The 18,065-nt window shown below is 69.9% G+C and carries 16 protein-coding genes and 1 pseudogene; all 17 read right to left on the reverse strand.

The genetic code is table 11. The annotated features are described in order from the left end of the window. Positions 1 to 52 precede the first annotated feature (52 nt). A complete protein-coding gene (gene rpe / locus QRN27_RS17015; protein ID WP_285043242.1) occupies positions 53 to 721 on the reverse strand; it encodes a ribulose-phosphate 3-epimerase in 669 nt (222 codons plus the stop codon). Between the two features lie 10 nt (positions 722 to 731). Then, positions 732 to 2,219: an RsmB/NOP family class I SAM-dependent RNA methyltransferase gene (locus tag QRN27_RS17020; RefSeq protein ID WP_285043243.1), complete on the reverse strand. Its 1,488-nt coding sequence runs from the start codon at positions 2,217 to 2,219 to the stop codon at positions 732 to 734. Then, positions 2,216 to 3,145 carry a methionyl-tRNA formyltransferase gene (gene fmt / locus QRN27_RS17025; protein WP_285043244.1) on the reverse strand — a complete coding sequence of 310 codons (930 nt, stop codon included), beginning with the start codon at positions 3,143 to 3,145 and terminating at the stop codon, positions 2,216 to 2,218. Before fmt ends, QRN27_RS17020 begins: the two co-directional genes overlap by 4 nt. Positions 3,146 to 3,173: 28 nt before the next feature. Next, complete coding sequence (locus QRN27_RS17030; protein ID WP_350224108.1) at positions 3,174 to 5,132, reverse strand: primosomal protein N' family DNA-binding protein; 1,959 nt, start codon at positions 5,130 to 5,132, stop codon at positions 3,174 to 3,176. Between the two features lie 2 nt (positions 5,133 to 5,134). Further along, entirely contained in the window at positions 5,135 to 6,328 is a 1,194-nt protein-coding gene (gene metK / locus QRN27_RS17035) for a methionine adenosyltransferase (RefSeq protein ID WP_194670022.1), read from the reverse strand. A 201-nt stretch (positions 6,329 to 6,529) separates the two neighbouring features. After that, the gene (gene rpoZ, locus QRN27_RS17040; protein WP_056005756.1) at positions 6,530 to 6,787 is read right to left on the reverse strand and encodes a DNA-directed RNA polymerase subunit omega; all 258 of its coding nucleotides are present in this window, start codon (positions 6,785 to 6,787) and stop codon (positions 6,530 to 6,532) included. Positions 6,788 to 6,855: 68 nt separating this feature from the next. After that, positions 6,856 to 7,734: a guanylate kinase gene (gmk, locus tag QRN27_RS17045; protein ID WP_285043271.1), complete on the reverse strand. Its 879-nt coding sequence runs from the start codon at positions 7,732 to 7,734 to the stop codon at positions 6,856 to 6,858. 28 nt (positions 7,735 to 7,762) lie between these two features. Further along, positions 7,763 to 8,608 (reverse strand): orotidine-5'-phosphate decarboxylase, encoded by an 846-nt coding sequence (gene pyrF / locus QRN27_RS17050; RefSeq protein ID WP_285043245.1) that lies wholly within the window; start codon positions 8,606 to 8,608, stop codon positions 7,763 to 7,765. Then, on the reverse strand, positions 8,605 to 11,895 hold the full coding sequence (carB, locus tag QRN27_RS17055) for a carbamoyl-phosphate synthase large subunit (RefSeq protein ID WP_285043246.1): 3,291 nt from the start codon (positions 11,893 to 11,895) through the stop codon (positions 8,605 to 8,607). The genes pyrF and carB overlap by 4 nt, the downstream gene beginning before the upstream one ends. After that, positions 11,895 to 13,061 (reverse strand): glutamine-hydrolyzing carbamoyl-phosphate synthase small subunit, encoded by a 1,167-nt coding sequence (gene carA, locus QRN27_RS17060; RefSeq protein WP_056005767.1) that lies wholly within the window; start codon positions 13,059 to 13,061, stop codon positions 11,895 to 11,897. The genes carB and carA overlap by 1 nt, the downstream gene beginning before the upstream one ends. Then, the gene (locus QRN27_RS17065) at positions 13,058 to 13,651 is read right to left on the reverse strand and encodes a PH-like domain-containing protein (RefSeq protein ID WP_285043247.1); all 594 of its coding nucleotides are present in this window, start codon (positions 13,649 to 13,651) and stop codon (positions 13,058 to 13,060) included. The genes carA and QRN27_RS17065 overlap by 4 nt, the downstream gene beginning before the upstream one ends. Further along, on the reverse strand, positions 13,651 to 15,018 hold the full coding sequence (locus QRN27_RS17070; protein ID WP_502929541.1) for a dihydroorotase: 1,368 nt from the start codon (positions 15,016 to 15,018) through the stop codon (positions 13,651 to 13,653). The genes QRN27_RS17065 and QRN27_RS17070 overlap by 1 nt, the downstream gene beginning before the upstream one ends. Next, entirely contained in the window at positions 15,011 to 15,970 is a 960-nt protein-coding gene (locus tag QRN27_RS17075) for an aspartate carbamoyltransferase catalytic subunit (protein WP_285043248.1), read from the reverse strand. The genes QRN27_RS17070 and QRN27_RS17075 overlap by 8 nt, the downstream gene beginning before the upstream one ends. Further along, positions 15,967 to 16,512 (reverse strand): annotated as a pseudogene (gene pyrR / locus QRN27_RS17080) (bifunctional pyr operon transcriptional regulator/uracil phosphoribosyltransferase PyrR); the annotation flags it as partial. The gene QRN27_RS17075 and the pseudogene pyrR, both read right to left, overlap by 4 nt. Positions 16,513 to 16,580: 68 nt before the next feature. Beyond that, positions 16,581 to 16,997: a VOC family protein gene (locus tag QRN27_RS17085; RefSeq protein ID WP_285043250.1), complete on the reverse strand. Its 417-nt coding sequence runs from the start codon at positions 16,995 to 16,997 to the stop codon at positions 16,581 to 16,583. Continuing rightward, positions 16,994 to 17,410 carry a transcription antitermination factor NusB gene (nusB, locus tag QRN27_RS17090; protein ID WP_056005782.1) on the reverse strand — a complete coding sequence of 139 codons (417 nt, stop codon included), beginning with the start codon at positions 17,408 to 17,410 and terminating at the stop codon, positions 16,994 to 16,996. The genes QRN27_RS17085 and nusB overlap by 4 nt, the downstream gene beginning before the upstream one ends. Beyond that, complete coding sequence (gene efp / locus QRN27_RS17095; RefSeq protein WP_056005785.1) at positions 17,407 to 17,970, reverse strand: elongation factor P; 564 nt, start codon at positions 17,968 to 17,970, stop codon at positions 17,407 to 17,409. Before efp ends, nusB begins: the two co-directional genes overlap by 4 nt. Positions 17,971 to 18,065 lie beyond the last annotated feature (95 nt).

The raw sequence follows: 18,065 nt of genomic DNA on the forward strand, positions 1-18,065 counted from the left end.
CGGTTCCGAGCGGAGGTGCGCGCCGCCGGGGTGGACGGAGCGGGTCAGGGGCTCAGTGGCCGTGCGTCGACGCCTCGGCGGCGGCCCGCAGGAGCGCGATGTTGGCCGCCGGGTCGGACCCGCCGTAGACCGCTGACCCGGCGACGAAGGTGTTCGCGCCGGCTTCCGCGGCGATCCCGATCGTGTCCGCGGAGATCCCTCCGTCGACCTGCAGCCAGACGTCGAGACCCGTACGCGCGACCTCGGCGGCGAGCGCGCGCAGTTTCGGCATGGTCTCCGGCATGAACGACTGCCCGCCGAAGCCCGGTTCGACCGTCATGACGAGCACCTGGTCGAACTCCGGCAGCAGCTCGAGGTACGGCTCGATGGACGTGCCCGGCTTCACGGCGATCCCGGCGCGCGCCCCGATGGAGCGCAGGCGCCTGGCCAGCGCCACGGGGTCGGTGGCCGCCTCGGCGTGGAACGTCACCGAGTACGCGCCGAGCTCGGCGTAGCCGGGAGCCCAGCGGTCGGCGTCGGAGATCATGAGGTGGACGTCGAGCGGGATCGGCGAGACGTCCTGGATCCGTCCGACCATCTGCGTGCCGAAGGTGAGGTTCGGGACGAAGTGGTTGTCCATGACGTCGACATGGACGAGGTCGGCGGTGGCGATCCGCTCCAGGTCGGCCTGGAGGTTCACGAAGTCGGCGGACAGGATGCTCGGGTTGATACGCACGGACATGTGATCGAGCCTAGCGATCGACAACTGGTTCGACCGACGCCGACGGCTTCCGCAGCAGCGCGATGAACATGGCGTCGGTCCCCTGCCGGTGCGGCCAGAGCTGCACGGCGCCACCGGGGGCGGCCGCATCGAGCGGTTCCACCGTGACCCGGTCGAGGACTTCAGCCGTGTCGATCCGCTGCATCGTCGGGTGGGCGCGGAGGGCGCTCTCCACGATGAGGGCGGTCTCGGCGACGTGCGGTGAGCACGTCACGTACGCGACGATGCCACCGGGCGCGAGCGCCAGGATCGCGGCGTCGAGGAGCGACGACTGCAGACGGGTCAGGTCGGCGACGTCCTTCGGGGTCTTCCGCCAGCGCGCCTCCGGTCGTCGACGCAGCGCTCCGAGGCCCGTGCAGGGGGCGTCGAGGAGGATGCGGTCGTACCCCTCCGGACGTGAGGCCGCGAGCGTCGCACCGTCGGCGGTCGACACCTCCACCTCGAGCGGGACACCGGCGAGTGCGCGCTCGACGAGGCGTGCCCGAGCGGGGACGAGTTCGTTCGCATCGAGGTGTGCTCCCCCGGCCAGGGCCTCGGCTGCCAGGAGCGCCGCTTTCCCGCCGGGTCCTGCGCAGAGGTCGAGCCAGCGTTCGCCGGCCGTGACCGGCTCAGCCCGGGTGAGGGCGAGTGCCGCGAGCTGCGAGCCTTCGTCCTGCACCCGGAGGCGACCGCCGCCGGTGCCGACGAGCTGGACGGGGTCTCCGCCGGAGCTCCGGAACCCGTAGGGCGAGAACCGGTTGGGCTCGGCGTCGGTCGGCCGTTCGGCGAGGCCTGGCAGCGCGACGAGGTTGACCTGCGGCGCGAGGTTGTCGGCGGCGAGGGCGGCTTCGAGCTCGTCGCCGTGCCCTTGGAGGTCCAGGGACTGGCGGATCGCCCGGACGACCCACGAGGGGTGGGCGGTCGCGATGGCGAGGCGATCGGTGTCGTTCGTGGCCTCGTCGAGGAGGAGACGCTCCCACTCGGCGGGTTCGGTCCGCGAGATGGTGCGGAGCACACCGTTGGTGAACCCGGCGGCCGAGCGCGACCCGGCCGAGCGGGCGAGTTCGACCGACTCGTTCACCGCAGCGTGGCCGGCGACACGCATGGAGAGGAGCTGATGCGCGCCGAGCCGGAGGACGTCGAGGATCGCGTCGTCGATCTCCGTGACGGGGCGCTTCGCGACGAGCGCGATCACCCGGTCGTAGTAGCCGCGACGACGGAGTGTGCCGTAGGTCAACTCGGTGGCGAGTCCGGCGTCCGCCGGATTCAGCTTCGCCTCCGCGAGACGGTGCGGGAGCAGGAGGTTCGCGTACGCGTCTGAGGTGCTGACCGCGTGGATGACGTCGAAGGCGACCCGACGGGCGGGTTGCACGGTCGACGAGTCGCGCGGCCTGGTGGGACGCTGCCGCCCTCGTCGTGGCTCCTCGACCCGGGGACGTCGGTCGCGGCGCGGTCTGTTGTCGGGTTGCTGCGCGCTCATGCGGTCACCAGCCGTTCTGCACCGTTGGCGGCGCCCCGCCACCAGTCGGCGGCCGACATGGTGGTCCGCCCGGCCGGCTGTACCTGGAGCAGCTGCAGCGGTGTGTCGCCGGTCCCCACGAGCACCAGGCCGTCGACCTGGACGACCGTGCCCGGTGCCGGAGGATCCAACGTGTGTTCGGGCGCCAGAGCGGCGGCGTGCACCTTCAGCCGTGCGTCGTCGATGACGGTGTACGCGCCGGGCTCCGGCGTGACACCCCGGATCTGCGACCACACGTCGATGCCGGAGCGATCCCACTGGATGCGGCCGGCGAGGCCGTCGAGCTTCGGTGCGAGCGTGGGCTGTCCTTCCTGGGGCACGGCGACGGCGGTCCCCGCGGCGATCCTGGCGACGACGTCCACGGTCAGCGGTGCCCCGAGTTCCGCGAGGCGGTCGAGGAGTTCCCCTGCGGTCTCCCCCGTGCCGATGGGCGTCTCGATCGTTGCGAAGACGTCGCCGGCGTCGAGCGCCGGCACGAGCTGGAAGACCGACGCCCCGGTGACCTGGTCCCCGGCCATCACGGAGCGCTGGACGGGAGCGGCTCCGCGCCAGGCCGGGAGCAGGGAGAAGTGGAGGTTGATCCACCCGTGCTCGGGCGCCGACAGGAGCGGCTCACGCACCAGCCCGCCGTACGCGACGATGACACCGAGATCAGGACGCAGGGCCGAGATGTGCGCGGTCGCCTCGTCGTCGAGCCTCGCCGCGCGGATGACGTCGAGCCCGAGGCGCTCGGCGGCTGTGGCGACGGGTGACGGCGTGAGGACGCGTTTGCGACCGATCGGCGCGTCGGGACGGGTCACCACGGCAGCGATCTCGTGCCCGGCTTCGACGAGTGCCTCGAGGGTCGGAACGGCGACGGCCGGGGTTCCGGCGAAGACGAGCCTCACGCGGTTCGGCATTCGTGGTCGGGGTGGATCATGACAGCATCTCCGGATCGTCGAATCGTACTCTGAGTGTAGGCGGGGCCTTCGGCGCTCGCCTGCCGGGGGTCGGTCGTCGGCGCTTCGCCGCTTGGGCGACGACGGTCGCTCGCAACTGCTCCGCGACCGCACGGGCGTGTCCGTAGTCGACGCGGAGGATCGCGACGGTCTCCCCCGCGTCGTCGACCGTCGGGCCGAGGACTCGGCTCCGGTACTCCGGCGGCAGGCCGGCGAGGGCAGCGTCGACCGCCTCGCGGGTGCCGGTGAGCGTCGCGCTCCTGACCGCCGGTGGGAAGCCGAGCTCGCGGCGTTCGGCGAGTTCTTCACTCGCGAACCGTGGCTGTTGCCAGAGGGCGAGGGCGTTCGCGACCGGCGCTTCGACGCCGATGAGCAGCACCGGGGCTCGTGGCGCCGCCAGCGCTGCGGCGTTCGACCACCATCGGAGGCAGTCCTCGGCCACGCGGAGCGACTCGCGCGCGAGCATGCGGTCGGCGTCGACCAGGAGGACGGCGGCGTACCCGCCGTCCGCGATCGGTTCGGCACCCCGCGTCGCGATCACGAGGGCCGGTTCCGGCCCCACCTCGAGCTTCGGAGCGTCGCCGTCGGAGACCACGACCCGGTATCGGGGGAAGGCACGACCGAGTTCCTCCGCGGTCCGGCCCGTCCCGGCCGCCGTGACGCGGAACGCGGTGTCGTGGCACGTCTCGCACGACCACCCGGTGGCGAGGTGACCGCACCAACGGCAGGAGGGCTGCGACCGTGCCGTCGCCAGGTGGAGTGGACCGTGACACACCGAGCAGTGCGCCCTCGTCCCGCAACGGCGGCAGGCGAGATGCGGCGCGTACCCGGGACGTGCCACCTGCACGAGCACCGGACCGTGGTGCAGCGCCTCGTCGACGGCCCGCCACGCGCTCGACGGGATGCGGGCCTGGCTCGTCATGGCGTCGTCACCGCTCGCGCGTGACACCACCACCCTCGGACGGACGGGGGGCGTCGGCGACACCTCGCGCAACCATCCGAGCTCGACCAGCCGCTGCGTCTCGGTGCTCCGCGAGTGGGCCGCGAAGACGAGGGCGGCCCCGCTCATCTCCTGCCTCGTCAGAGCGACGTCGCGGGCGTGGACGTACGGGGCCAGCTGTTCCTGATGGAGTGGATCCCCGTCGTCCCACAGGGCGATGAGGCCGAGGTCGTGGGCGGGTGCGTACACGGCCGAACGATTGCCCACCACGATCCTGGGAACGGGGTGCAGTCCGTCCAAGTACGAGCGGTACCGCGCTGCGGGGGTCTGCTTCGCGTCGGCTCGAGCGACGGCGGACCCGGCCCCGAGGTCCTCCAGAGCGGCGAGGAGGTGCTCGACGTCGCGATAGTCGGGCACGGCGAGGATCGTGCTGCGTCCCGCCGCGAGCTGGTTCACCGCGAGGGCCGCGAAGGTGAAGGACCAGTCGGGCAGCGACGTGCCGCCCGAGGTGGCCGTCAGTGCCGGGATCGCCGTGACCGCGTACCGCTCGCCAGGCTCGACACGGTCGAGCGTGCCGGGGGCGAAGCCTGGGACGGTGCGCCGCTCGATGACGACCGGTTCCGGCGGCGGGGTCGCTGCCCACGTCTTCTCCACCCGGACCTGCCGTGGCGGGATAGCGAGGCGCAGGACGTCCATCGCGCTGCCCGCGCTGCGATCGGCGACGCGGCGGGCGAGCGTCCAGAGGTCCGGGGTCAGCACGGGTACCGACGACACGATGGATTGCACCGGACTGAGCGTCCCGCCGAACTCGCTCGAGTCCGTGAGATCGACGATGAACCCGTTCGCCGACCTCCCCGCCGACCGGAACGGCACCGTCACCCTGGCACCGAGCACCGCGTCGTCGGCGAGCTCGGCGGGGACGGCGTAGTCGAACAGGTGGTCGAGCTGCGGCAACGGCGAGTCGAGCACCACCCTGGCGACCCTCGCGCCTGCCACGATTAGAGCCCGGCTGCTGACCGCAACGCCTCCACCCGGTCGAGACGCTCCCAGGTGAAGTCGGGGAGCTCGCGGCCGAAGTGCCCGTAGGCGGCGGTGGCGGCGTAGATGGGCCGGATGAGGTCGAGGTCGGCGATGATCGCGGCGGGCCGGAGATCGAAGACGTCCCGGATCGCGCGGGTGATGTCGGCTTCGGGCACGTGCGCCGTTCCGAACGTCTCGACGTAGAGCCCGACCGGCGCGGCCTTGCCGATGGCATAGGCGACCTGCACCTCGAGGCGCTCCGCGAAGCCGGCGGCCACGGCGTTCTTCGCGACCCATCGCATCGCGTACGCGGCCGAGCGGTCGACCTTCGACGGGTCCTTGCCGCTGAACGCTCCGCCGCCATGACGCGCCGCGCCGCCGTAGGTGTCGATGATGATCTTGCGTCCGGTGAGACCGGCGTCGCCCATGGGGCCGCCGACGACGAAGATGCCGGTCGGGTTGATCAGGTGGGTGACGTTCGAGCTGTCGAGTTCGACCGTCGCGAGGACTGGCTCGATGACGTGGCGCTGGACGTCGCGGCGCAGCTGCTCGGTCGAGACACCCGGTCGGTGCTGAGTCGACACGACGACGGTCTCGACCGTCTTCGGGATGAACCCCTCGTAGCCGATCGTGACCTGGGTCTTGCCGTCCGGACGCAGGTAGTCGAGCTGGCCCGACTTGCGGACCTCGGCGAGTCGCTCGGCCAGGCGGTGCGCGATCCAGCTCGGAAGCGGCATGTACTGCGGAGTCTCGGTCGTCGCGAACCCGAACATGATGCCCTGGTCGCCGGCGCCCTGGAGGTCGTAGGCGTCCACGCTGGACTGCTCGCGGGACTCGAAGGCGTGATCGACCCCGGCGGCGATGTCGGCGGACTGGGAACCGATCGACACGCTGACCCCGCAGGAGTCCCCGTCGAAGCCGATGTCCGACGAGGTGTATCCGATCGCGCGGATGCGGTCGCGGACGATCGTCGGGATGTCGACGTAGCCGCTCGTGGAGACCTCACCGGCGACATGGACGAGACCGGTGGTGACGAGCGTCTCGACGGCGACTCGGCTGCGCGGATCCACCTCGAGGAGTGCGTCGAGGATGCTGTCCGAGATCTGGTCGCAGATCTTGTCGGGGTGGCCCTCGGTCACGGATTCGGAGGTGAACAGGCGCAGCTCGGTCATGCGGTCTCCCGTCGGAAGTGGTGGAGCGGAGGTGGAGGGGCGGCCGTCGCAGACGTCGAGGCCAGAGCCTTCATCACTCTAGCCCAGGCCTCCGACGTGGCATCCGTCCGTGACGTGGGACGTCATCGGCGGCACGCCGTGCCCGGACACGACGAATCCGCCGGTCGTCTCGCGCCCGGCGGATTCGTCGTGGTGAGGGTGCTACTCGGCGATCGGCTTGATCTGGAGCTTGTCCTCGTTGATCTCGTGCATCGCAATGGAGAGCGGCTTGTCCTCGACGGACGAGTCGACCAGCGGCCCGACGTTGTCGAACAGGCTGCCCTCGTGGAGGTCGGCGTAGTAGTCGTTGATCTGGCGCGCGCGCTTGGACGCGAAGATCACGAGCGCGTACTTGGACTCGACCTTGGTGAGCAGGGAGTCGATGGGCGGATCGATGATGCCCTTGAGCTTGTCAGCCATGCAGGTTCACACTCCTCGTGTGGTTGTGTTCGGGGAAGATCTGATCGATGCGGGGTGCGCGTCGGACGTCAATCCCCGTGAATCTTCATCAAGTCTACGACCTCTTGGGCCGCACGGGCCACGTCGTCGTTCACGACACGGTGGTCGAACTCGTCGGCCGCGGCCAATTCGACCTTCGCTGTGCGCAGTCTCCGCTCCCGTTCCTCCTCGTCCTCGGTGCCCCGACCCACGAGCCGACGGACGAGTTCGTCCCAGCTCGGTGGGAGGAGGAAGACCAGGGTCGCCTCCGGCATCGCCGCCCTGACCTGCCTGGCGCCCTGGATGTCGATCTCCAGAAGCGCGCTGTCTCCGGCGGCGAGGGCACGCTCGATCGGCTCGCGCGGCGTGCCGTACCGATACGCGTTGTGCACCGTCGCGTACTCGAGCAGCCGGTCGCCGGCGATGAGCCCGTCGAACTCGTCGTCGTCCACGAAGTAGTAGTTGACCTCGTGCTGTTCACCCGGGCGCGGCTTCCGCGTCGTGGCGGAGACGGAGAGGTGCACCTCCGGATAGTGGTCGCGGATGTAGGCCGCGACTGTGCCCTTGCCGACGGCCGTCGGGCCGGCGAGCACCACGAGTCGGCTGCGCGCCGTGCCCGGGTACCGTTCCGCGATGAACGCGCGGAGGCGTTCCCGCTGCAGTCGGCCGAGTCCGCCGAGGCGTTTGACGGAGGAGATGCCGAGCGATTCGAGGATGCGCCCGAGCTTCGTGACCCCGATACTCGGGATGCTCAGGAGGTACTCGGTGACGCGGACGCCGCCTTCGATGCCGTCGGGCTCGGCCGTCGCGGCGTCGAGGACCTCGAGCGGCGTGCGTGCGCCCGAGGCGATGGAGGCCTTCACGGTGGCGCGTGCGCGGCGCTTGCGCACGGCCTCTCGGGAGGCGGCTGCGCGGTCGACCTCCGGCATGCTCCTCGCGCGCTGGTCCGGTTCCTGGTCAACCACGGGCGCTCCTCACGGCTGCGGCGGAGCGCTCGACGGCGTCCACGATCCCCGAGGGCCCGGCAGCGAGGATGCTGCGGGACTCGGAGACGATGACCCCTGGGGCGAGGTCGCCGTAGATGGACTCGAGGTCGGCGACCGCTGCACCCTGATGGCCGAAGCCGGGTGCGAGGATCGGGACGACCGATGAGAGCGGCACCTCGGTCAGGCCGAACTCCTCGGGGCGGAGCGTCGCACCGATGACGGCACCGATCGACCCGGTCGAACCGGGGTGGTGCCGCCGGTTCCAGTGGTCGATCTCCTCGAGGATCAACGTTGCGACGGTCGTACCGGTACGGTCCTCGGCGAGCTGGACGTCGCGTCCCTCGGGATTCGAGGTCGCCGTCAGCACGAACAATCCTTTGCCCTCGTGTTCGGCGAGCTCGAGCGCCGGCTGGAGCGAGCCGAAACCCAGGTACGGGTTCACCGTGAGCGCGTCGACTTCGAGCGGGGAACCCGGCGTCAGCCAGGCCTCGGCGTACCCCTCCATGCTCGTCCCGATCTCGCCACGCTTGGCATCGCCGATCACGAGGAGTCCGGCGTCGCGTGCTGCGGCGAGGACACCTTCCAGCGCGACGTAGCCCGCCGACCCGAACCGTTCGAAGAACGCCACCTGCGGCTTGACGATGCCGGCCCGGCCCGCGGTCGCCTCGACGACGGCCAGCCCGAAGGCCCCGGCGCCGGCTGCGGTGTCGGGCAGACCCCACGCCTCGAGCAGGAAGCGGTGCGGATCGATGCCGACGCAGAGCCGACCCGACCGGACGAAGACCTCGTCCAGCCGGGTTCCGAAGGAAGCCGTCACGAGCGTGCAGCCCGATCGAGCGCGTACTCCTGGAGGGAACGGACCTCGAAGCCCCCGCCGAGTGCCTCGAACGAGCCGACCGCGGCCGTCAACTGCGCGATCGTCGTGAAGAGCGGCTTGTCCGCAGCGACCGCGGCCGCGCGGATCTCATAGCCGTCCGCCCGGGCGGACCGGCCACTCGGCGTGTTGATGACCATGTCGACCTCGTCGCGGTTGATGAGGTCGACGATCGAGTCGTCCTCCCCCGCCGCAGTCGTCTCGCTGTACTTGCGCACCGTGCGCGCGCTGATGCCGTTCCGGTTCAGGACCTCCGCCGTGCCGTCGGTCGCGAGGATGTCGAAGCCGAGCTGCTGCAGACGGAGCACCGGGAGGATGATCGAGCGCTTGTCGCGGTCGGAGACCGAGACGAACACCGTGCCACTCGAGGGCAGACCGCCGTAGGCCGCCTCCTGGCTCTTCGCGAAGGCGCGCGGGAAGTCCTTGTCGATGCCCATCACCTCGCCGGTGGAGCGCATCTCCGGCCCGAGCACGCTGTCGACGATCTGGCCGTCCTTCGTGCGGAACCGCTTGAAGGGCAGCACGGCCTCCTTCACCGACACCGGGGAGTCGATCGGCACGCGCGAACCGTCGACCGGGGGCAGGAGCCCCGAGTCCTTGAGTTCGGCGACCGTCGCTCCGGTCATGATGAGGGATGCGGCCTTCGCCAGCGGGATGCCGAGCGCCTTCGAGACGAACGGCACGGTGCGGGACGCCCGCGGGTTGGCCTCGATCACGTAGAGGATGCCGGCGCCGATGGCGAACTGCACGTTGAGCAGGCCGCGGACACCGATCCCCTGGGCGATCGCGAGCGTGGCGGTACGGACCCGGTCGATCTCGGCCCGGCCGAGGGAGACCGGCGGCAGGGTGCAGCTGGAGTCGCCCGAGTGGATCCCGGCCTCCTCGATGTGCTCCATGACACCGCCGATGTAGAGTTCCTCACCGTCGAACAGGGCGTCCACGTCGATCTCGATCGCGTCGTCGAGGAAGTGGTCGACGAGCAGTGGCTGCACCGGGCCCACGATGCCCTGGTCCTCGATGCGCACGAAGTAGTCCGTCAGCGAAGCGCTGTCGTAGATGATCTCCATGCCGCGACCGCCGAGGACGAAGCTCGGACGCACGAGGACCGGGTAGCCGATCTCCTCAGCGACCCGAAGGGCGCCCTCGATCTCGACGGCGGTGCCGTTCTTCGGTGCGACGAGCCCGGCGGCGTCGAGGATCTGCTGGAACTGTCCGCGCTCCTCGGCGAGGTCGATGGCGGTCGGCGTGGTGCCGAGGATCGGGACGCCAGCGGCTTCAAGCCCCTTCGCGAGGCCGAGGGCCGTCTGACCGCCCAGCTGGACGACCACCCCGACGAGCTCTCCGGACTCGCTCTCCGCGTGGATGACCTCGAGCACGTCTTCGAGCGTGAGCGGCTCGAAGTACAGGCGGTCGCTCGTGTCGTAGTCCGTCGAGACCGTCTCGGGGTTGCAGTTGATCATGATGGTCTCGAAGCCGGCGGCCTGCAGCGCGAACGAGGCGTGCACGCAGGAGTAGTCGAACTCGATGCCCTGACCGATCCGGTTGGGGCCGGAGCCGAGGATGACCACCTTGCGGCGGTCGCTCGCGACCACCTCGGTCTCCGTGTCGTAGCTGGAGTAGTGGTACGGCGTGAGGGCGGGGAACTCCCCGGCGCAGGTGTCGACCGTCTTGTACACGGGACGCACGCCGAGGATGTGCCGGACCTCCCGGACCTCCTGCTCGCCGAACCCGCGCAGCTGGCCGATCTGCGCGTCGGAGAACCCGTGGTTCTTGGCGGTCCGGAGCACCTCGGTGTCGAGGCGTTCGGCTGCGGCGATCCAGTCGGCGACGTCGTTGATGAGGACGATCTGGTCGATGAACCACGGGTCGATCTTGGTCGCCTCGAAGACCTGCTCGGCGGTCGCACCCTTCCGGAGCGCCTGCTGCACCACGACGATGCGGCCGTCGGTCGGCGTCTTCGAGATCTCGAGCAGCTCGTCGGCGCTGCGGGACTCCTCACCCCAGTGGAAGCTGGAGCCGCGCTTCTCGAGCGAGCGGAGCGCCTTCTGGAGGGCCGTGGCGTAGTTGCGGCCGATCGCCATCGCCTCGCCCACCGACTTCATGGTCGTGGTCAGCGTCGGGTCCGCGGCCGGGAACTTCTCGAACGCGAAGCGCGGGACCTTGACGACCACGTAGTCGAGCGTGGGCTCGAAGCTCGCCGGGGTGACCTTGGTGATGTCGTTCGGGATCTCATCGAGCCGGTAGCCGATGGCCAGCTTCGCCGCGATCTTCGCGATCGGGAAGCCGGTCGCCTTCGAGGCGAGGGCGCTCGAGCGGGAGACGCGGGGGTTCATCTCGATGACGATGATGCGGCCGTCGGCCGGGTCGACCGCGAACTGGATGTTGCAACCACCGGTGTCGACACCGACGGCGCGGATGATGTCGATGCCGATGTCGCGGAGCTTCTGGTACTCGCGGTCGGTGAGCGTCAGGGCGGGTGCCACCGTGATGGAGTCACCGGTGTGGACACCGACGGGGTCGACGTTCTCGATCGAGCAGACGACGACGGTGTTGTCGGCCGTGTCGCGCATGAGTTCGAGCTCGTACTCCTTCCAACCGAGGATCGACTCCTCGAGGAGGACCTCGGTGGTCGGGCTCTGGTGCAGGCCGTCGCCGACGATCCGCCGGAGCTCAGCCTCGGTGTACGCGAAGCCGGAGCCGAGACCGCCCATGGTGAACGACGGGCGGACGACGAGCGGGTAGCCGAGGTCCTCGGCGTAGCCGACGGCCTCCTCGACCGTGTGGGCGATGTAGGAGCGGGCCACGTCGGCGCCGGCGTCGAGGACGAGCTGCTTGAAGATCTGGCGGTCCTCGCCCTTGTTGATCGCCTCGAAGTTCGCGCCGATGAGCTCGACATCGTACTTCTCGAGGATCCCGTGCTCGTGGAGCTGGATCGCCGCGTTCAGGGCCGTCTGGCCACCGAGCGTCGGGAGGATGGCGTCGGGCTTCTCCTTCGCGATGATCTTCTCGATGACCTGCCACGTGATCGGCTCGACGTAGGTCGCGTCGGCGAAGTCGGGGTCGGTCATGATCGTCGCCGGGTTCGAGTTGACGAGGATGACGCGGACGCCCTCCTCGCGCAGGACTCGGCAGGCCTGGGTACCCGAGTAGTCGAACTCCGCGGCCTGCCCGATGACGATCGGCCCGGAGCCGATGACGAGGACGCTGTTGATGTCGTCGCGCTTGGGCACTAGTTGTTCTCCTTGGTGCTGGAAGTGGTGGCGTGGCCGGTCACGAGGTCGCGGAACCGGTCGAACAGGTAGACCGCGTCGTGCGGACCGGAGGCGGACTCCGGGTGGTACTGGACCGAGAAGGCGGGGATGTCGATGCAGTTGATGCCCTCGACGACCTCATCGTTCAGGCTGTAGTGGCTGACCTCGGCGAGCCCGAACCCGGCAGGCGTCTCGTGACGGCCCTCGATGGGCAGGTCGACCGCGAACCCGTGGTTCTGCGAGGTGATCTCCACCCGGCCGGTCGCCTTGTCGAGGACCGGCTGGTTGATTCCGCGGTGCCCGAAGGGCAGCTTGTAGGTGTCGAAGCCGAGCGCGCGGCCCAGCAGCTGGTTGCCGAAGCAGATCCCGAAGTACGGCACGCCGGCCCGGAGCACGTCCTGCAGCAGCGCGACGTGCGCGTCGCTGGCAGCGGGGTCGCCGGGGCCGTTCGAGAAGAACAGGGCGGAGGGCTCGAGCGCGAGGACCTCGGCCGAGGTCACCGACTGCGGCAGCACCACGACGTCGAAGCCGCGGGCGGCGAGGTGGTTGAGCGTCGAGGTCTTGACGCCGAGGTCGAGGACCGCGACGGAACCGACGCGCTCGCCCACCGCCTCGACGGTGTACTGCTCGGTGGTGGAGACCTGACCGGACAGGTTGAGACCGGCCATCTGCGCGCCGGCGCGGACGAGACTGAGCTGCTCGGCGCCGGAGAGCTCGAAGTCCTCGCCGGAGAACACGCCGCCGCGCATGGAGCCGGCGGAACGGATGTGGCGGGTCACCGCGCGCGTGTCGATGCCGCTGATGCCCACGACGCCGTCCTGGACGAGTTCGTCGTCGAGCGAGCGGTCGGCACGGAAGTTGGACACGACGCGCGAGGCGTCGCGCACCACGTACCCGGCGACCCAGACGCGGGCGGACTCCATGTCCTCACGGTTGACGCCGGTGTTGCCGATGTGCGGCGCCGTCATGAGGACGATCTGGCCGGCGTAGGACGGGTCGGTCAGCGTCTCCTGGTAGCCGGTCATGCCGGTCGCGAAGACGACCTCGCCGAGGGTGCGGCCGGTCGCGCCGTAGGCGTGCCCGACGTACCGGTTGCCGTCCTCGAGGACGAGTACCGCTGGACTGGGTGGGGTGAAGGAGGTCATGGTCGAGCCCTCTCGTGAGGCGGTGGGGTGCGGTCGTCGGTCGAGGAGGCCTCGACGACGGTGTCTGGGGTGCCGGTCGGCCGGAGTCCGGCGTCCGCGGCGGGGATGATGCTCGTGACGGCGTCGATGATGCGGGCGCGGTCGGCCTGCTCGAGGACGCGGAAGGTGCTGTCGGCGATCACCGACGGGACGGGGTGCCAGCTCAAACGGAGGAGCCCGCCCGGCTCGACGACCCGGTCGATCGTGAGGTTGGTCTGGTCGATCCCGACGATGCTCGTCGCCGGGATGAACGTCGGCCGCTCCCCCGGGACGTCGACGACGACACCGGCGGCTCCGAGCTCGAGCGTCACCCGCGAGCGGTAGCGCAGGCCTTCGAGGGCCAGACGCTCGAGCGGCTGGTCGTGCTTCGAGGTCGCGACGTAGAGCACCTCGACGGTCAGCGACGGGACCGGACGGGGCTCGGGGAGCTCGGGGAGCGGTCCGACCCTGGCGTCGCGCGAGACCCGGCGTCGCCAGGCGAGCGCCATGAGCGCGAGGACGCCGAGGAGGAAGACGGCGACGAGGATGGCGGCGAGGATGCGTCCGTCCATCAGTGCTCGACCTCGGCGGAGCGCGCGGCGCGTCGTGCGGCGGCCGCGACCTGATCCGACGGCAGTACGGCGCCGTCCAGCACGGTCGCGTAGCCCCGGTGGAACGTGGCGATGACCCGGCCGGGCAGCTCTAAACCGAGGTAGGGCGAGTTCACACCCTTGCCGGCCAGGTCGACGGTGCCGAACGGCCGGGTGGCGGCGGTGTCGTACAGCACGAGTTCCGCGGGAGCACCCACCTCGATCGGGGAGCCCTGACCGGTGATCCGTCCGATCCTCGCGGGCGTCGCCGACAGCACCCTGGCGACGTCGTTCCAGTCGAGCAGCCCGGTCGCCACCATCGACGCGTGCACGACGGACAGGGCGGATTCGAGGCCCACCATGCCGTTCGCCGCGGCGTCCCACTCGCAGTCCTTCGCCTCGACCGGGTGGGGCGCGTGGTCCGTCGCGACGATGTCGATCGTGCCGTCCGCGAGCGCCTCGCGCAGTGCCTGGACGTCCTCGGCCCGGCGCAGCGGCGGGTTCACCTTGTAGCGGGCGTCGTAGCTCGCCACGGACTGCTCGGTGAGCAGCAGGTGGTGCGGCGTGACCTCAGCGGTGACGGGGATGCCGCGGGCCTTGGCCCACCGGATGACGTCGACGGACCCGGCCGTCGAGACGTGACAGATGTGCAGGCGGGAACCGACGTGCTCGGCGAGGAGCACGTCCCGCGCGATGATCGACTCCTCGGCGACCGCGGGCCAGCCCGTGAGACCGAGCTCGCCGGAGAGGGCACCCTCGTTCATCTGTGCGCCCACCGTGAGCCGCGGCTCCTGCGCGTGCTGCGCGATGACGCCGTCGAAGGCCTTCACGTACTCCAGCGCGCGGCGCATGAGCAGCGGATCGGAGACGCAGAGGCCGTCGTCCGAGAAGACGCGGACCTTGGCGCGAGAGGATGCCATCGCACCGAGTTCGGCGAGCCGCTCCCCCGCGAGTCCGACCGTCACAGCGCCGATCGGCTGCACCGTGGCGTAGCCGGCGCGTTCACCGAGCGATTGCTCCTGCTCGACGACCCCGGCCGTGTCGGCGACCGGCGAGGTGTTGGCCATCGCGAACACCGCGGTGAACCCACCGGCCGCCGCGGCACGCGTCCCGGTGAGCACCGTCTCGCTCTGCTCGAAGCCGGGCTCGCGGAGATGCGTGTGGAGGTCGACGAGCCCGGGCAGGGCGAGCAGGCCGTCCGCATCGACCACGGTGGCACCTGCGGCGCTCAGGCCGGAGCCGAGCTCGGCGATCCGTCCCTCGCGCAGGACGAGGTCGGTGCGCGACCCGTCGGCGAGCGTCGCTCCGGTGATCAGCGTGACGTCAGGGTTCGATACGGGCTCAGACACGGGTGGATTCCTCTCGATCGCCGGACAGCAGCAGGTACAGCGCGGCCATCCGGACCGACACCCCGTTGGCGACCTGTTCGAGGACCGTGGAGCGGGGCGAGTCGGCTGCCCCGGACGAGATCTCCAGTCCGCGGTTCATCGGTCCGGGGTGCATGACAATGCTAGCCGGGTCGAGGCGCGCGAGCCGTTCGTCGTCGAGCCCCCAGCGCCTGGAATACTCCCGGCTGTTCGGGAAAAACGCGGCCTGCATGCGTTCGGACTGGATCCGGAGCATCATCAGGACGTCGGGACGCTGGGCGATGGCGTCGTCCAGGTCGTAGCGGACGGTCGCCGGCCAGGGGCCGAGGTCTACCGGGAGCAGCGTCGGCGGCGCGACGAGGGTGACCTCGGCGCCGAGGGTGTCCAGCAACCAGACGTTCGAGCGGGCGACCCGTGAGTGGAGGATGTCGCCGACGATCGTCACCGCGACGCCGTCGAGCGCCCGGCCGCGTGACCGGCCACCGTGGATGCGCTTGCGCATCGTGAACGCGTCGAGCAGGGCCTGTGTCGGGTGCTCGTGCGTGCCGTCCCCCGCGTTGAGGATGCCGGCGTCGATCCACCCGCTGTCGGCGAGCGTCTGCGGAGCCCCGGAGGCGGAGTGTCGGATCACGACGGCGTCGGCGTGCATGGCGGCGAGCGTCTGCGCGGTGTCCTTGAGGCTCTCGCCCTTCGAGACGCTCGACCCCTTGGCGCTGAAGGTGATCACGTCGGCCGACAACCGCTTCGCCGCAGCCTCGAAGGAGATCCTGGTGCGGGTCGAATCCTCGAAGAACAGGTTCACGACCGTCTTGCCGCGGAGCGTCGGAAGCTTCTTGACCTCGCGCGACTGCGTGTCGGCCATGTCCTCGGCGACGTCGAGGATCTCGATCGCCTCGTCGCGCGTCAGCGTCTTCGTCGACAGCAGGTGCCTCACTCGCCGCTCCCCTCGATCGTGACCGCGTCGACCCCGTCGAACTCGGTGAGCCTGACGTAGATGCGCTCCGCCTGCGAGGACGGCAGGTTCTTGCCCACGAAGTCGGGTCGGATCGGGAGTTCGCGGTGGCCGCGGTCGACGAGGGCGGCGAGCCGCACGACGCGCGGGCGGCCGAGGTCCGTGAGGGCGTCGAGGGCGGCGCGGATCGTGCGTCCCGAGTACAGGACGTCGTCGACGAGGACGACCGTGCGGCCGTCGATACCCTCCGGTGGGAGCGTCGTCGGCTGCGGTGCACGGGTCGGGTGCTTCGCCAGATCGTCGCGGTACATCGTGACGTCGAGGGCACCAGAGCGGATGGTGGCACCGGAGATGGCGGAGATCGAGGCGGCGATCCGCTTCGCGAGGATGACCCCGCGGGTGGGGATGCCGAGGATGACGAGGTCGTCCGCTCCGCGGTTGGACTCGAGGATCTCGTGGGAGATCCGAGTCAACGCCCGCGTGATGTCAGCTTCGTGCAGCACGGTACGTGCGCTCATCGCCGACTCCCTTCTCCGCCTCTCTGGACGGTCTTAAAGGTTGTCTTGGTCAACACCCGAGCCTAGCAGCCGGATCAGGCCTCGTAGAGCTCCAAGGGGAGACCGTCGGGATCGAAGAAGAACAGCATCTTCCGGGAGGTGTGCGGATCGATCCGGACGTCTTCGACGCGGACACCCAGCTCGACCAGACGGGCGTGGCCGGCGTCGACGTCGTCGACCGCGAACGCGAGGTGCCGCAGACCGAGCGCTTCCGGCCCTGACGCGCGCGCCGGCGGATCCGGGAAGGAGAACAGCTCGATGAGGTATTCGCCGTTCAGGGCGAGATCGCCCATCCAGGAGTCACGCTCCGCGCGGTACACCTCGGTGATCAGCTCGCAGCCGAGCACCGAGGTGTAGAAGCGCTTCGACCGCTCGTAGTCGCTCGCGATGATCGCGATGTGGTGCACGCGCTTCAGCGGGAGAGCCGTGCCGCTCTCATCGCCCATGGTCATCGCGGGTTGATCTGCGAGATCTTGCCGAGGAGCCCGTTGATGAACCCCGCCGAGTCGTCGGTCGACAGCGTCTTGGCCGCCTCGACCGCCTCGTCGATGGCGACGCCGTGCGGCACCTCGTCGTTGAACAGGATCTCCCAGATGGCGATCCGGAGGATGGCGCGGTCGACCGTCGGCATCCGCGCGAGGGTCCAGCCCTGGGCGTAGGTCTCGATCTGCTCGTCGATCTCCTCGGCGTGGTCGCCGACGCCGTCGACGATCTCACGGGCGTACAGCCAGGAGGCCTGGCGGTCGGGTTCGCTGACCGCACGTGCCGCCTCAGCCGAGAGGACCTCGGCGAGGGTCTGCTGACGGACGTCGGCCTGGTACAGGAGATCGAGGGCGCGCTTCCGCGCCTTGGTCCGAGCGCTCACTCGTTTACGCGACCGAGGTAGTCACCCGTGCGGGTGTCGACCTTGACCTTGGTGCCGGTCTCGAGGAACAGCGGGACCTGGATCTCGTAGCCGGTCTCGACGGTCGCCGGCTTCGTGCCACCGGTCGAGCGGTCGCCCTGGAGACCGGGCTCCGTGTAGGTGACCTCGAGGATGACCGACGCGGGGAGCTCGACGTACAGCGGGTTACCGTTGTTGAGGGCGACCGTGACGTCCTGGTTCTCCAGGAGGAAGTTCTTGGTGTCGCCGACGACGACGGCGGGGATCGTGATCTGGTCGTAGTCGCTCTTGTCCATGAACACGAAGGAGTCGCCGTCCGCGTACAGGTACGTGAAGTCACGGCGGTCGACGTTCTCGACGTCGATCTTCGTGCCCGCGTTGTACGTCTTGTCGACGACCTTGCCGGTCATGATGTTCTTCATCTTGGTGCGGACGAACGCGCCACCCTTGCCCGGCTTGACGTGCTGGAACTCGATCACCGTCCAGAGCTGCCCGTCGATGTTCAGGACGATGCCGTTCTTGATGTCAGCGGTAGAAGCCATGCGCGAGAATGTCCGTTCGTGGAAAGTGTGCGGCCGGATACGACCCAACGAACGAGTGTAACCGCTGGGAGGACCGCTGACCAACGCGGCCGTGG

Source organism: Plantibacter sp. LMC-P-059a, from assembly GCF_030209505.1.
Classification (GTDB): domain Bacteria; phylum Actinomycetota; class Actinomycetes; order Actinomycetales; family Microbacteriaceae; genus Plantibacter.

What these genes read in the sequence shown, in the direction of transcription:
- gmk (WP_285043271.1), bottom strand. Translation starts at nt 7,734, where the DNA reads ATGCCGGAGGTCGACCGCGCAGCCGCCTCCCGAGAGGCCGTGCGCAAG.
- QRN27_RS17020 (WP_285043243.1), bottom strand. Translation starts at nt 2,219, where the DNA reads ATGAGCGCGCAGCAACCCGACAACAGACCGCGCCGCGACCGACGTCCC.
- rpoZ (WP_056005756.1), bottom strand. Translation starts at nt 6,787, where the DNA reads ATGGCTGACAAGCTCAAGGGCATCATCGATCCGCCCATCGACTCCCTG.
- efp (WP_056005785.1), bottom strand. Translation starts at nt 17,970, where the DNA reads ATGGCTTCTACCGCTGACATCAAGAACGGCATCGTCCTGAACATCGAC.
- metK (WP_194670022.1), bottom strand. Translation starts at nt 6,328, where the DNA reads ATGACCGAGCTGCGCCTGTTCACCTCCGAATCCGTGACCGAGGGCCAC.
- QRN27_RS17085 (WP_285043250.1), bottom strand. Translation starts at nt 16,997, where the DNA reads ATGACCATGGGCGATGAGAGCGGCACGGCTCTCCCGCTGAAGCGCGTG.
- rpe (WP_285043242.1), bottom strand. Translation starts at nt 721, where the DNA reads ATGTCCGTGCGTATCAACCCGAGCATCCTGTCCGCCGACTTCGTGAAC.
- QRN27_RS17065 (WP_285043247.1), bottom strand. Translation starts at nt 13,651, where the DNA reads ATGGACGGACGCATCCTCGCCGCCATCCTCGTCGCCGTCTTCCTCCTC.
- carA (WP_056005767.1), bottom strand. Translation starts at nt 13,061, where the DNA reads ATGACCTCCTTCACCCCACCCAGTCCAGCGGTACTCGTCCTCGAGGAC.